The organism is Streptomyces uncialis, from assembly GCF_036250755.1.
GTDB lineage: Bacteria > Actinomycetota > Actinomycetes > Streptomycetales > Streptomycetaceae > Streptomyces > Streptomyces uncialis.
This window is the reverse complement of record NZ_CP109583.1, coordinates 3,034,157-3,048,626: the sequence shown is the minus strand read 5'-3', so window position 1 is coordinate 3,048,626 and position 14,470 is coordinate 3,034,157. Positions and strand designations below refer to the sequence as shown.

Annotated in this window: 10 protein-coding genes; 2 read left to right on the top strand and 8 right to left on the bottom strand. The window is 72.5% G+C overall.

Annotated elements, in window-relative coordinates; translation table 11 throughout:
- Window positions 1–9: 9 nt before the first annotated feature.
- The 7 genes from OG711_RS12315 to mce form a co-directional block, all read right to left on the bottom strand.
- A complete protein-coding gene (locus tag OG711_RS12315; protein ID WP_266507935.1) occupies window positions 10–846 on the bottom strand; it encodes an ABC transporter permease in 837 nt (278 codons plus the stop codon).
- Entirely contained in the window at window positions 843–2,018 is a 1,176-nt protein-coding gene (locus tag OG711_RS12310) for an ABC transporter ATP-binding protein (protein ID WP_073785018.1), read from the bottom strand. The genes OG711_RS12315 and OG711_RS12310 overlap by 4 nt, the downstream gene beginning before the upstream one ends.
- Window positions 2,019–2,294: 276 nt before the next feature.
- Entirely contained in the window at window positions 2,295–3,065 is a 771-nt protein-coding gene (locus OG711_RS12305) for an ABC transporter permease subunit (RefSeq protein ID WP_329559255.1), read from the bottom strand.
- A gap of 2 nt (window positions 3,066–3,067) precedes the next feature.
- Window positions 3,068–4,072, bottom strand: coding sequence for an ATP-binding cassette domain-containing protein (locus OG711_RS12300; protein WP_329559254.1), 1,005 nt, complete (start codon window positions 4,070–4,072; stop codon window positions 3,068–3,070).
- A gap of 217 nt (window positions 4,073–4,289) precedes the next feature.
- Window positions 4,290–5,225, bottom strand: coding sequence for a coiled-coil domain-containing protein (locus OG711_RS12295; RefSeq protein WP_073785022.1), 936 nt, complete (start codon window positions 5,223–5,225; stop codon window positions 4,290–4,292).
- A gap of 192 nt (window positions 5,226–5,417) precedes the next feature.
- Window positions 5,418–9,377, bottom strand: coding sequence for a polarized growth protein Scy (gene scy, locus OG711_RS12290; protein ID WP_073785024.1), 3,960 nt, complete (start codon window positions 9,375–9,377; stop codon window positions 5,418–5,420).
- Between the two features lie 878 nt (window positions 9,378–10,255).
- Window positions 10,256–10,678 (bottom strand): methylmalonyl-CoA epimerase, encoded by a 423-nt coding sequence (mce, locus tag OG711_RS12285; protein WP_073785026.1) that lies wholly within the window; start codon window positions 10,676–10,678, stop codon window positions 10,256–10,258.
- A 146-nt stretch (window positions 10,679–10,824) separates the two neighbouring features.
- Between mce and OG711_RS12280 the strand changes: the two genes are divergently transcribed.
- Both OG711_RS12280 and meaB read left to right on the top strand, forming a co-directional pair.
- Window positions 10,825–12,027 (top strand): acetyl-CoA C-acetyltransferase, encoded by a 1,203-nt coding sequence (locus tag OG711_RS12280; protein WP_266507934.1) that lies wholly within the window; start codon window positions 10,825–10,827, stop codon window positions 12,025–12,027.
- A 120-nt stretch (window positions 12,028–12,147) separates the two neighbouring features.
- A complete protein-coding gene (gene meaB / locus OG711_RS12275; RefSeq protein ID WP_329559253.1) occupies window positions 12,148–13,113 on the top strand; it encodes a methylmalonyl Co-A mutase-associated GTPase MeaB in 966 nt (321 codons plus the stop codon).
- A 545-nt stretch (window positions 13,114–13,658) separates the two neighbouring features.
- Here the strand turns inward: meaB and OG711_RS12270 are convergent.
- The gene (locus OG711_RS12270) at window positions 13,659–14,372 is read right to left on the bottom strand and encodes a PepSY domain-containing protein (RefSeq protein ID WP_329559252.1); all 714 of its coding nucleotides are present in this window, start codon (window positions 14,370–14,372) and stop codon (window positions 13,659–13,661) included.
- Window positions 14,373–14,470: the final 98 nt, after the last annotated feature.

The window sequence follows — 14,470 nt, the reverse complement described above, 5'->3', positions numbered from 1 at the left end:
GGGGCGCGGTCACACGTCCCGGCGGTCCAGCAGGGTGAAGGCGCCCGCGACCGCGGCACCGGTGACGATGATCAGGAACACCAGCTGGGGGCCGCCGGTGCCCTCCGTGTCGAGGGCGAAGATCTTCGCCAGCGCGTTCGGGGCGGCGTAGTCCATCATGACCTCGCCGACCCGCTGGGTGCTGGGGGAGATCATCAGGAACGCGGGCAGGATCGCGGGGACCAGCACCACACCCAGCATCGCGGTGATCGCGCCCGCCGAGTGCCGCAGCATCGCGCCGACGGCCAGCGCGAGGACACCGAGCAGCGACACGTACAGGGCGCCCTTGAAGACCGAGCCGAGCCAGGGCACGTTGCTGGCGTCCCCGTACATCCCGGCCGTCACCAGGCCCACGAAACCGATCGCGAAGGCGGACACCACGTAGGCCAGCGCGAAGAAGATGATGAACTTCGCGGCGAGCACCCGCCAGCGGGCGGGCGACGCGGTGAGCGTCGTACGGATCATGCCCGTGCCGTACTCGGACGAGATGACCAGGACGCCCAGGGTGATCAGGCAGAGCTGTCCCAGCACCAGCCCGAAGAACGCGGGGATCGTGTAGGGCGCGTCCTCGTAGTCCATGCCGGTGGTCTGCGCGGACACCAGCAGACCGATGCCGATGACCAGGGCGAGGAAGACCCCGATCGTCCACATCGTGGAGCGCACGGACTTGATCTTCGTCCACTCCGAGGTGAGCGCGTGCCCCAGATGCGTGCGGGTGACCGGGATCGGCGAGGTGTACGCCCCCTCCGGGTGCTGCCAGTGGGGCGCCGGGGCCGCGGGGTTCTGCTGCTGGGGCGGCGTGCTCATCGGGGTCCCTCGCTGTCGGGCTTCGTCATCTCGGTGGTGGCGGCCCCCGCGGCGGCGGGGGCGTCGGCGGGCTGAGCGGCGTACGGGTTCGGCTGGGGCGGGCCGGCGGGGGCCTGCGGCATCGCGAACGGCTGACCGCCCTGCTGGGGCGGCGGCGGCGCGTACCAGCCGGGCTGGCCCTGGCCCGCGACGGGCATCGCGACGGGGGGCTGCGCGCCCGGCGGGAGCTGCTGCTGGAGACCGGCCTTCGCGTCGACCGTGGAGCGGTAGTCGACCACGCCCTGGGTCATCCGCATGTACGCCTCCTCCAGGGACGCCTGGTGCGGCGAGAGCTCCCACAGCCGGACATCGGTGGTGTGGGCCAGCTCGCTGATCCGCGGCAGCGGCAGCCCCATGATCCGCAGCGCGCCGTCCGGCTCGGACAGCACCTGGCCGCCCGCCTCGGTCAGCGCGGCGGTGAGCTTCTCGCGCTGCTGCGGCTCGCTGTCGGGGGTGCGCACCCGGGCGAAGTCGGCGGAGTTGTGCGAGATGAAGTCCCGCACGCTCATGTCGGCGAGGAGCTGGCCGCGGCCGATCACGATCAGATGGTCGGCGGTCAGCGCCATCTCGCTCATCAGATGCGAGGAGACGAAGACGGTACGGCCCTCGGCGGCGAGCGACTTCATCAGATTGCGGACCCAGAGGATGCCCTCGGGGTCGAGTCCGTTGACCGGCTCGTCGAACAGCAGCACCTGGGGGTCGCCGAGCAGGGCCGCCGCGATCCCGAGCCGCTGCCCCATACCCAGGGAGAAGCCCTGGGAGCGCTTGCGGGCGACCTCCTGGAGACCCACCACCCCGAGGACCTCGTCGACCCGGCGGGCCGGGATCCCGGAGAGCTGCGCGAGGCACAGCAGATGGTTGCGCGCGTGCCGCCCGCCGTGCACCGCCTTGGCGTCCAGCAGGGCGCCGACCTGACGCGGGGCGTTCGGCAGCCTGCGGTACGGGTAGCCGCCGATGGTGACCTGGCCCGACGTCGGGTTGTCGAGCCCGAGGATCATGCGCATCGTCGTCGACTTGCCCGAGCCGTTGGGCCCGAGGAATCCGGTGACGGTGCCGGGCTTCACCTGGAAGGAAAGGTTGTACACGGCTGTCTTGGCACCGTAGCGCTTCGTCAGGCCGACTGCCTCGATCATGCTCCGCACCCATTCACAGGTTCTCAGGACGTCGGGGCACACGCCCCCGTAAGGGTTAGGAGGATATCCGGGAGCTGACGGTTCCAGCCAAAACAGGGGACAGGGCCGGGCCGTGGGCTTCTGTCCCCGTCCGTCCCTACTGTCCCCGCCGCCCGGCCCCCGCCGGACCCCCCGGACGACGGTCCCCGACCGCCCCGCCCACCGGGCCGCGACCGCCGTACCAGGACCGTCGCACCAGGACCGCCCGTACCGGGACCGCCGTACCGTGCCCGTCCGCTACGCGTCGCGGCGCTTCAGCAGCACGTACCCGCCGATCAGCGCCACGGCCACCCACAGCACCATGATCCCCAGACCGCCCCAGGGCCCGTACGGGGTGTCGTCGTCCAGGGGCTGGACCACCTGCATGATCTTGCTGCCCGCCTGGTCGGGGAGGAACCGGCCGACCTTCTCCGTCGCCGACACATTGCCGAGGATCGCGGAGATCAGGAAGAAGAACGGCATCAGGATGCCCAGCGACAGCATCGGACTGCGCAGCATCGCCGCCACCCCCATCGAGAACATCGCGATCAGCGCCATGTACAGCCCGCCGCCGATCACCGCCCGCAGCACCCCGGGGTCCGAGAGGTCCGCGCGGTACTCGCCGAGGATCATCTGGCCCAGGAAGAACGTCACGAAGCTGGTGATCAGCCCGACCACGAGGGCCAGTGCCGTGGCCACCGCGAGCTTCCCGAACAGGAACGTCCCGCGCTGCGGCACCGCCGCGAGCGAGGTGCGGATCATGCCGGTGCTGTACTCGTTGGACACCACCAGCACCCCGAACACGATCATCGCGAGCTGGCCGAGGCTCATCCCGGCGAAGCTCACCAGGGTCGGGTCGAAGGTCAGCCGGTCCTGCGGGCTCAGCGAGTCGAAGTCGTTCTTCGCGAGGGTGCTGATCAGCATCCCGAGGGCGACCGTCACCACGAACGCCAGCCCCAGCGTCCAGACGGTGGACGACACCGACCGGATCTTGGTCCACTCCGAACGGATGACCTGGAGGGCCGCCATCGTCACACCCCCTTCCCGTCGCGCGGTTGCCAGCTCTCGCCCCAGCCCGGCCGGGGCGGCCCCGGACCCGCCACCGGCCCGCCGGACAGCCCGTCCGCCGGTCCGGTGTGCGCGTGGTACTCCACCGACGCGGCCGTGAGCTGCATGAACGCCTCCTCCAGGGATGCCTGCTGCGGACTCAGCTCATGCAGCACGATCCGGTGCTCGGACGCCAGCTCGCCCAGCCGCTCGGACGGGTGCCCGTCCACCTCCAGCACCCCGCCGGCCGTCTCCACCACCGTGACCCCGTTGGCGTGCAGCACATCGAGCAGCCGCTCCCGCTGCGGGGTGCGCAGCCGGACGTACGACCGTGAGTTCTCCCGGATGAAATCCGCCATCGAGGTGTCCGCCAGCAGCCGCCCCTGACCGATCACCACCAGATGGTCGGCGGTCAGCGCCATCTCGCTCATCAGATGCGAGGAGACGAAGACGGTACGGCCCTGGGCCGCCAGCGACTTCATCAGATGCCTGATCCAGTGGATGCCCTCGGGGTCGAGCCCGTTGACCGGCTCGTCGAACATCAGGATGCGCGGATCACCGAGCAGGGCGCCCGCGATACCCAGCCGCTGGCCCATCCCCAGCGAGAAGCCCTTCGCCTTCTTCCCCGCCACCGCCGTCAGCCCGACCGTGTCCAGCACCTCGTCCACCCGGGGCGCGGGAATGCCGTTGGACTGCGCCAGACACAGCAGATGGTTGTAGGCGCTGCGCCCGCCGTGCATGGCCTTCGCGTCCAGCAGCGCGCCGATCGCGGTGAGCGGGTCCTTCAGCCGGTCGTAGTGCTCGCCGTCGATCCGGACCTCACCGGCCGTCGGATGGTCGAGCCCCAGCATCATCCGCATGGTGGTGGACTTCCCGGCCCCGTTCGGACCGAGGAACCCCGTGACGATCCCCGGCCGGACCGTGAACGTCAACTCGTCGACCGCGACCTTCTCACCGAACCGTTTCGTCAGCCCCTCAAGCTCGATCATGCGCACCACGCTAAGCCGCGCGGGTTGCTCCTGCCTGTTGTGCGGACGCGCGCCACCCGCCACGGATGCGCGCCACCCGCCACGGACGCGCCCGCGCGCCGCCCGGCGCCCGCCCGGCTGCCGTCCCGTCAGCAGGCCCGGACATGGCGGTGCCCGGCACGGCGACGAAGCCGTACCGGGCACACCGGCCGAACCGCCCGAGGGAGGGCGAAGGTGACTACCGGCCCTGCTGGGCGGGGACACCACGCGAGATCGGCTCGTCCTCGACGGGCGAGGCGGCCGCGGCGACCGCGGCACCCGTGAGGGTCGCGAGCATCTCGCGCACATTGGTGAGCTGCGCGTTGATGGAGTCACGCCGGTTGGTGAGCGCGGCGAGCTCCCGCTCGGACTCGCTGCGGATGCGGTCCGCCTTGGCGTTCGCGTCGGCCACGATGTCCTCGGCCTGGCGCTGCGCCGTCTCCACGGTCTGCCGGGCGCGGCGCTCCGCGTCGGTCCGCAGCTTCTCCGCCTCCAGACGCAGCTGCTCGGCGCGGTGCTCGATCTCCGCGAGACGCTTCTCGGCCTTGGCCTGACGCGACGCCAGGTCCCGCTCCGACTGCTCCCGGCGCTTGGCGAGGTTCGTCTCGAAGTCCGCGGCGGCCTGGGCGGCCTTCGCACGGGTCTCCTCGAAGAGGGCGTCGGCCTCCTCACGCTTGGACTGCGCGTCCTTCTGGGCCTCGGCACGCAGCGTGGACGCCTCGCCCTTGGCCTTCTCGACGATCCGAAGACCCTCGTCCTCGGACTTGGCCTTGCGGTCGGCGGCGAACGTCTCGGCGTCGTTGCGCACCTGCTGGGCGGCCGACTCGGCGAGCTCGCGGTGCTGCTCGGAAGCGCGACGGGCCTCCTCGCGCAGGTCCTTCGCCTCCTCCTCGGCGAGGCGGAGGATCTTCTCGACGCGCGCGCCGAGCCCGGCATAGGACGGCTCGGCATCGCTGACCTGCGCCTGGGCGTTCTGCGTTTCGAGGTGAAGTTCCTCGATCCGCTTCTCCAGCGCGGTGATCCGGGTCAGGGCACTGTCGCGATCGGAGACGAGCTTCGAGATTCGTTCGTCCACCTGAGCGCGGTCGTACCCACGCCGCACAAGCTCGAAGCCGTAGGGGGAAGTGTCGCTCATGGGGTTCCTGTCGAATGAGACCGGTGAGGTGATAGGGGGAATCCTAGGGGGCGGAACGGCGTGTCATCGAGCGGATACAGGTTTGATCTGGAGAATGACACCCCTTTTGGGTGGCTGCGGACCCGCGCGCTGCCCGGGGCAGACACACGGACGGACAGAGGCCTTCTTAAACCACGAACAGGGCCATTCTGGCTAGCCCTCTGACGATTTGCCACCCGAACGGGTGCCGCCGGACGCCGCGCCGGCCTTGACACCGGCCCCACCGCCCGCCGCGGGTTTCCCAGCCGGCGGAGCCTCGAAGGACTCCAGCGCCTCCAGCACGTCCTGCACCCGCGAGATCTCCGCGTTGATGTCCTGCCGGCGGCGGACCAGCACATCGAGCTCACGACGCCCCTCGTCCACCGTGCGCTCGGCCTCCTGCTCGGCCTCCGCCTTGACGCGCTCCGCCTCACGGACCAGCCCGGCCGTCTTCGTCTCGGCCTCCTTCAGCAGACCCTCGGCCTTCTTGACCGCGGAGATCCGCACCCGGCTCGCCTCCGAGTTCGCGTCCGACACCAGCTTCTCGGCCTTCGCCTGAGCCTCGGTCAGCTGCTCCTCGGCGGCCTTCACCAGCGCGTCGCAGCGCTCGCCCGCGGTCCGCATGGCCTCCGCCGACTCCCGCCGCGCCCGCTCGTGCAGCTCCTCGACCTCACCGGTGATCCGCTCCCGCAGCTCCTCGGTGCGCTCCCGGATCGCCGTCGCGTCCCGGCGCGCGCCGACCAGCAGCTCGTCCGCGTCCGTACGGGCCCGCTCCACCCGGGTGTTGCCCTCGACGGTGGCCTCCGCGACCAGCCGGTCGGCCTCCGTACGGGCCGCGCCGACCATCGTGTCGGCCTGCTTCTCGGCCTCCGCCGTCGTCTCGCGGGCCTTCGCCTGCGAGTCGTTGCCCAGCTTGTCGGCCTCCGACACGGCCTCCGTGATGAGCGCGTCGACCTGCTCCGCCGCCTCCGAACGCCGCTTGTTGGCGTCCTTGCGGGCCTCGTCCATCGTCCGCTCCGCCGAAGCACGGGCCTGGGCGAGCACCTGCTCGGCCTCCGTCCGCGCCTCGGTACGCACCCGCTCGGCCTCCGTACGGGTCCGCTCCGCGTGCTGACGCGCCGAACCGACGGCCTCCGCCGCCTGCGCCCGCAGCCGCTCGGCGTCCCCGGACGCGTCCGCGATCAGCCGCTCCGCCTTCGCGACGGCCTCCGCGCGCACCCGCTCCGCCTGCTCGGCGGTCTCCGTACGCAGCAGCTCCGCCTGCCGCTCCGTCTCCGTGCGCAGCGCCTCGGCCTTACGTGCCGTCTCCGTCCGCAGGAGCTCGGCCTGTTCCACGGTCTCCGACCGCAGCCGCTCCGCCTCCCGGGTCGCCTCACCGACGAGCCCGTCGGCCTGGCCCGCGGCGTCCGAACGGATACGGTTCGCGTCCTCCCGGGCCTCGGCACGGGCCTGCGCGGCGTTCTGCTCGGCCGTCGCGATCGTGTCCGACGCCTCGGTACGGGCCCGCTGGGCGTGCTCGTCCGCGTCCTTGCGGGTCCGGTCGGCCTCGGCGATCGCGTCGGTGACCGTCCGCTCCGCGAGCGCCTTCGCCGCCTCGGTCTCCTCCCGGGCCTCACGGCGCACCCGGGCCGCGTCCTCCCCGGCCCGCTCCCGCTCGGCGTACGCGTCCGCGCGCACCCGGTCGGCCTCGCCCTGCGCCTCCGTACGGGTGCGCTCCGCCACATGCTCGGCGGTGCTGCGCAGCCCCGCGATCTCCTCCTGGGCCTGCTCCTGGAGCCCGGCGACCGAGTCCCGGACGGACTGCGCCGTCTGCTCCGCGCCGGTCACCAGCTCGGTGGCCCGCCGGTCCGCCTCCTCGACCAGCCGGGCCGCCTCCGCCTGCGCCTCGTCCACCCGGACCCGCGCCGACGCCAGCAGCTCCTCGCTCTGCTCCCTGGCCCGCTGCCGCTCCTGACCGGCCTCCTCGCGAGCGGAACCCAGCAGCTCCTCGGCCTCCCGGCGCCGCCGGTCCGCCTCCGTACGGGCGGCGGCCAGCTCCTCGGCGGCCTCCGTGGCGACCCGCTCGGCCGCCGCGGCGGCCTCCGCGCGCACCCGGTCGGCGGTGTCCTGCGCCTCCGACTTCAGCCGCTCCGCCTCGGCGGCGGCCTCCGACCGCAGCCGGACCGCGACGTTCTCACCCTCCGCACGGGACTGCGACGCGTCGGCCGCGGCCTCGTCACGCAGCCGGTCCGCCTCCGCCGTGGCCTGCGACTGGAGCGTACGGACCCGCTCGGCGGCCTCCGCGCGCACCCGGTCCGCCTCCTCGGCGGCCTCCTTGCGCATCCGGTCGGCCGCCGTGCGGGCGTCCTTCAACGACTCCTCGGCGCCCGCCAGCCGCTCCTCGGCGCCGGCCCGCAGCCGGGCCACCTCCGTGTCGGCCTCGGCACGCTTGGCCGCGATCGCCCGCTCGGCCTCCTCACGCAGCTCCCGGGCCGACTCCTCGGCCGCCGCGATCTGCTCCGCGGCCCGCTCCTCGGCCTCCGCACGGTGCCGTTCGGCCTCGCCCCGGGTGCGCTCCAGCGTCTCCTCGGCCTGCTTGCGCAGCGCCGTCGCCCGCTCGATGGCCTCGGTACGGACCCGCTCGCTCTCCGTCTGCGCGGTGCCCCGCAACTCGTCCGCGTCGGCCTTCGACTTGGCCAGCAGCTCCTCGGCGGTCCGGGCCGCCTCCTCGATCTGCTGGACCGCCTCCCGGCGCGCCTCGCCCCGGATGCGCTCGCCCTCGGCGACCGCGTCGGCCCGCAGCTGCTCGGCCTCGCCGCGCAGCCTGCGCGCCTCCTCCTGGAGCTCGACCGTCCTGGCCCGGTACTCCTTGGTGTCGTCCTTGGCGGCGCCCTTGAGCTCCTCGGCGATGTCACTGGCCTCGCCCCGCAGCCGCTCCGCCTCCGCCTCGGCCTCCCGGCGGACCCGCTCGGCCTCCTCGGTGGCCGCCTTGGTGGTGGCCTTCGCGTCCGCCGCCGCCTTGTCCAGGACCTCCTCGGCGGTCCGGGCCGCCTTCCCCAGCTGCGACGCGGTCTCCTCGGCGGTGACCGTCCTGGCCTTCTCCGCGGCCTCCGCGACGAGCTTCTCCGCCTCGGCCTTCGCGTCGTCGACGATCTGCCCGGCCTCCGCCTTGCTGGCCTCGGCCTCCTTGGTGGCCTCACCGACCAGCCGGGCGACCTGCTCCTTGGCGGTACGGGTGCGCTGCTCGTTCGCCGACTCGGCGGTCGCGAGCCGCTTGGACGCCGCTTCCTTGGCCTCGTCGAGGACCTTCTCGGCCTCCGCGCGCGCCTCCCGCAGCGCGTCGGTGGCCTGCGACATCCGCTCCTCGGCGGTCCGCGCCAGCTCGGTCGCCTGCCGGCGTGCCTCGTCGGACTCGGCGGTACTGCTGCTGCGCAGCTGCTCCGCGTGGTCGGCGGCCTCCTGGGCCTGCGCGGACGCGGCGTTCAGCAGCCGTTCGGCGTCGGCACGGGCCCGGCGCATCAGCGCCTCGGCCTCGGCGCGGGCGCTCTCCGCCTCGGCGCCCACCCGCTGACGTGCCTCGTCCGCGACCCGCTGGGCCTCGCCGCGGGCGGCCGCGAGCGCCTGCTCGGCCTCGGCGCGGGACTCGTCGAGCAGCCTGCGGGCCTGCGACTCGGTACGGGCCCGCAACTGCTCGGCCCACGCGACGTTCTCGTTGACGTGCGACTCGACGGTCGCCCGGCGCTCCGACAGCTCCTGGTCCAGCTGCTGACGGCGCGAGACGGCCTCGGCGTGCAGCTCCGACTGGAGCCGGGACTGCTGCTCCGCGTGCTCCTGACGGATGCGCTGGGTCTGGGCGCGGACGTCACGCAGCTCGCGTTCCGCGTCGGCGCGCAGCTGTTCCGCCTGGATCTGGGCGTTGCGCAGCATCTGCTCGGCCTGGTAGCCGAGGTCCCCGCCGTCGTAGGCGGGGCGCGTCGCGAGGGACCGACGTGCCTCGTGCAGCTTCGCACGCAGCACCTCGACCTGATAGCCGCGGTCCTCGGCGTGCTGAACGGCCTTCTCCCGCTCGGTCTTCAGCCGCTCCATCTCGGCCTCGAACCGAGAGAGGTGGTCGACGTCAGCCCGCTCTCGCTCCTGGCGTTCGTAGCCCCGCACTGCGCGGTCCCATCCGTCCCCTGGTCGCAAAACTCTCCAACGAGCACCGGTCATCCGCCCGAACGGCGCCCCGGGGAATGGTGTCAGATCAACAGCGGGGTCCGGACTGCCGCCCCGACGCACGCCCTTCGACACCTGGACCCCGGCCATGACCGTCCGGCATACGGGCGGCCGCACACAACCCTACCGGCCCCCGTCTCCCCGTTGGCCTGGCCGACCACCTTTTCCTGCCCCGGCAGGGGGGTTGTCGCCGCCGCCCGGCCGGAACGGGTCCCTCCCACGGGGTGGCGCCGCCCCGCGCGCCGGGCTGACACGTGCGAAGTCCCACCCGCCCGCCCCGCCCGTACCCCGCCCCCTCCGACCCCCGCCCGACCCCCCGCTCCGTCCGGTTCCCGCCCCCCGGCATTCCCCCACAAGAGATCCCCGAAAGAGACCCGTCCGCGCTCACGCCCGGGGTTTCTCCGGCTGGGCGTACTTGTCCCTGTGCGGGTCGGACGTGGGTGCGCAGTTCCCCGCGCCCCTGGATGCTGCCCCCTTGCGGTTGCTTCTCGGGTGCGGGTCCGCCCTCGTCTTTTGCGCAGTTCCCCGCGCCCCTTTGGGGGCGCCTCAGCCCCTTGCTGTTGCTTTTCGGCATCCTCCTCGTGCAGTCGCATGGCTGCGGGAGGGGGTGGGCGGGAATCTCTGCCCGCAGACTCCGATGCTCTTCAGTCGGGCAAGAGGGAAGTCCGACCGAGCGCGTTGGAGCGAGGACGGAGAATCCCGACCGGCACCGACCCAAAAGACGGCAGAACGCGCCCCAAAGGGGCGCGGGGAACTGCGCACCCCACGGACGACCTGTGCGGGAACGAAGTACGCCCAGCCGGACGGACCTCAGGGGCTCACTCGGCCGACGTGACCAGTTCGGTCAGAACCCCGTGGCAGTCCTTCGGATGAAGGAACGTGATCCGGGACCCCATCGACCCCCGACGAGGCTCGTCGTACAGCACCCGCACCCCCTTCCCGCGGATCTCCGCCGCGTCCCCGTCCACATCCGCGGTCCCGAACGCGATGTGATGCACCCCCTCGCCGTTCTTCGCGAGCCACTTGCCCACCGGCGAGTCCTCCCGGATCGGCTGGAGGAGCTGGAGGTACGACGCCCCGCCGTCCCCCGTGGTGTTGATCCTCAGCATGGCCTCACGGACCCCCTGCTCCTCGTTGACCTCGGAGTGGTGGACCTCGAACCCGTACGTGGCCCGGTAGAACTCGACGGTCCGGTCGAGGTCGAAGCAGGCGATCCCGATGTGGTCGATACGCGTCAGCATCCCCCCAGTGCAACCCCGGCCCCCCGGTTACGCAACGTGCGCGCGATCACACCGACCGGGCGATGACCCCGGGCGGCACCGCTCAGTACATTTGAGGTAAACCCTCGTTCACTCCTCAGCAGCTTGCTGAAAGGGGATCGCCCGTCATGACTGGAACGACCGGTACCACCTCAGTGATCGTCGCCGGTGCGCGGACGCCCATGGGACGGCTGCTCGGCTCCCTGAAGTCCTTCTCGGGCGCCGACCTGGGAGGTTTCGCCATCAAGGCCGCGCTGGACCGGGCCGGGATCGGCGGCGACCAGGTGCAGTACGTGATCATGGGCCAGGTGCTCCAGGCCGGGGCCGGCCAGATCCCCGCCCGGCAGGCGGCCGTCAACGCGGGCATCCCGATGAGCGTGCCCGCCCTCACCGTCAACAAGGTGTGTCTCTCCGGGCTCGACGCGATCGCGCTCGCGGACCAGCTGATCCGTGCGGGTGAGTTCGACGTGATCGTCGCGGGCGGCCAGGAGTCCATGACCAACGCCCCGCATCTGCTGTCCAAGTCGCGCGAGGGCTTCAAGTACGGCGCGATCGGGATGCTCGACTCGATGGCGCACGACGGACTGACCGACCCGTTCGAGGGCATCGCCATGGGCGAGTCCACCGAGAAGCACAACACCCGCCTCGGTATCGGCCGCGCCGAGCAGGACGTCATCGCCGCGCAGTCGCACCAGCGGGCCGCCGCCGCCCAGAAGAACGGGCTGTTCGCGGCCGAGATCACGCCCGTCGAGGTACCGCAGCGGCGCGGTGAGCCCGTGGTGGTCGGCGAGGACGAGGGCATCCGCGGCGACTCCACCCCCGAGTCGCTGGGCAAGCTGCGCCCGGCCTTCGCGAAGGACGGCACGATCACCGCCGGGTCCTCGTCGCCGATCTCCGACGGCGCCGCCGCGGTCGTCGTGATGAGCAAGGCCAAGGCGCTGGAGCTCGGCCTGGAGTGGATCGCCGAGATCGGCGCCCACGGCAATGTCGCCGGACCCGACAACTCCCTCCACTCCCAGCCGTCGAACGCCATCCTGGACGCCGTACGCAAGGAGGGCGTCGCCGTCGCGGACCTCGACCTCATCGAGATCAACGAGGCGTTCGCCGCCGTCGCGCACCAGTCGATGAAGGACCTGGGCGTGACGTCCGACAAGGTCAACGTCAACGGCGGCGCGATCGCCCTCGGTCACCCGATCGGGATGTCCGGCGCCCGGCTCGTCCTCCATCTCGCGCTGGAGCTGAAGCGGCGCGGCGGCGGGGTCGGCGCGGCGGCGCTGTGCGGTGGCGGCGGCCAGGGCGACGCCCTGATCGTCCGGGTGCCGAAGGACTGACACGGCGGCGCCGCGGCGCGTGGGTCCGGGTGCGGTGGCCGTACCTGTGACCCTGGCGTCGTACGCCTATGACCGCGGGTACGGCGTGTACCCGTCGTCCCACGAAGGGAACCGTGAAGCGTGAACCAGGACGTCTCCTCGCTGGTGGCACAGGCGCGGGAAGGACGGCCCCGGGCCGTCGCCCGGCTGATCTCGCTGGTCGAGGGGGCGTCACCCCAGCTGCGTGAGGTGATGGCCGCGCTGGCGCCGCTGACCGGCAACGCGTACGTCATCGGGCTCACCGGGCCGCCCGGGGTCGGCAAGTCCACCACCACCTCCGCGCTGGTCGGCGCGTACCGGCGGCAGGGCCGGCGGGTGGGGGTGCTCGCGGTCGACCCGTCCTCGCCGTTCTCCGGCGGGGCGCTGCTCGGGGACCGGGTCCGGATGTCGGACCACGCGTCCGACGCCGGGGTCTACATCCGGTCGATGGCGACCCGCGGGCATCTCGGTGGCCTCGCCTGGGCCGCGCCGCAGGCGATCCGGGTACTGGACGCCGCCGGGTGCGACGTGATCCTGGTGGAGACCGTCGGGGTCGGCCAGTCCGAGGTCGAGATCGCGGCGCAGGCCGACACCAGTGTGGTGCTGCTCGCGCCCGGGATGGGCGACGGTATCCAGGCCGCGAAGGCGGGCATCCTGGAGATCGGCGACGTGTACGTGGTGAACAAGGCCGACCGGGACGGGGCGGACGCGACGGCCCGGGAGCTGAACCACATGCTCGGGCTCGGGGAGGCCCGGCGGCCCGGGGACTGGCGTCCGCCGATCGTGCGGACCGTCGCGTCCCGGGGGGAGGGGATCGACGAGGTCGTCGCGGCCCTGGAGAAGCACAAGGGGTGGATGGACGGGCGGGGGGTGCTGGTCGACCGGCGGCGGGAGCGGGCCGCGAAGGAGATCGAGGTGATCGCGGTCACGGCGCTGCGGGAGCGGCTCGCGGATGTGCACGGGGGGCAGCGGGTGCGGGTTCTCTCGCTCGCGGAGCGGGTCCTGGCGGGCGAGCTCGATGCCTACGCGGCGGCGGACGAGGTGACGCGGGCGCTGGCCTCCGGGTGAGGGCCCTGTCCGGCGGGACGCACTTGTTCCTGTACAGGTCGTCCTGGGTCTGTCCGGCGGGACGCGCTTGTCCCTGTGCCGTCGCTCGGTGGTTTCGCGCAGTTCCCCGCGCCCCTTTGGGGCGCCACCTGTTTGTTCTTCGGGTCGGTGCCGGTCGGGATTCTCCGTCCTCGCTCCAACGCGCTCGGTCGGACATCCCCCTTACCCGACTGAAGAGCATCGGAGTCTGCGGGCAGAGAGTCCCGCCCACCCCCTCCCGCAGCAGCGCGACTGCGGGAGGAAGGGGGTGCCCCTTCAGGGGCGCGGGGAACTGCGCGAAGACGAGGGCGGACCCGCACCCGAAGAGCGACCGCAAGGGGGCAGCATCCAGGGGCGCGGGGAACTGCGCACCCACGAACGACCCGCACAGGGACGAGTACGCCCAGCTCCGCGAACCTCAGAGGCGGGCGCGAAGGGGCCCCGGGAACACGGGACCCCCCGGGTTCCGGGTGGGCCGGGGGAAGGCCACGGGGAAGCCGGGGGGAGTGTGTGTGCCGGGGGGCGGGTCAGTCGTCGGAGTCCGAGTCGTCGTCGGTGTCGGCCGCGGCGGGAGCCACCTTCGCCGAGGTGAGGGACACCGTCCAGTCCGCCGCCTTGCCGGAGGCCCGCGTCTCCGCGTCCCACGCACCGGAACCGTCGTCGTCGAGGTCCAGCGACGTCACGGTCCCGTACGCCGCGGCGGCCCGCACCGCGTCCTGCGCGTTGACCTGCGCACCCTTCAGCGCCGCCAGGTCCCGCTTCACGTCGTCGCGGTCGTCGTCGTCCTTCTCGGCGTACGAGCCGAGCACCTTGCCGTTGCCCGGGTCCACGGTCACGTTGTGGACGTTGCGGTCGGCGCCGATGATCTCGACGTCCCAGGCCACCTTGGAGTCGTCCTCGTCCAGGTCGACCGACACGACGGTCCCGGACCGCTCCTTCAGCGCCGTGGCGATCGCCTCCGCGGCGGTGACCTTCACCCCGGTCGGGGCGGCGGCACGGTCGTCGGCGTCGTCCTTGCCGTCGGCACGGTCATCGGCACGGTCGTCCCGGTCGTCGCGCTCGTTCTTGTCGTCGTCCCGGTCGTCGGCGTCGTCGTGGTCGTCGCCCTTCAGTTCCACGCTCGACTTGTGGACGCCACGGTCGCCGTCGCCGTCGCCGCCCACCACGGCGAACGCGGTGGCCGTGCCCCCGCCGACGAGCAGAGCCGCGGCGGCCGTCGCGATCACGATCTTGCGCTTCATGGTTTCTCTCCCTGGTCCGGAGCCGGTGGTGACTGTGGACACCAATCTGGGGGAACCTTGCTGAAGCGACGCTGAAGCAGCCTGAAGGCATCTTCAGG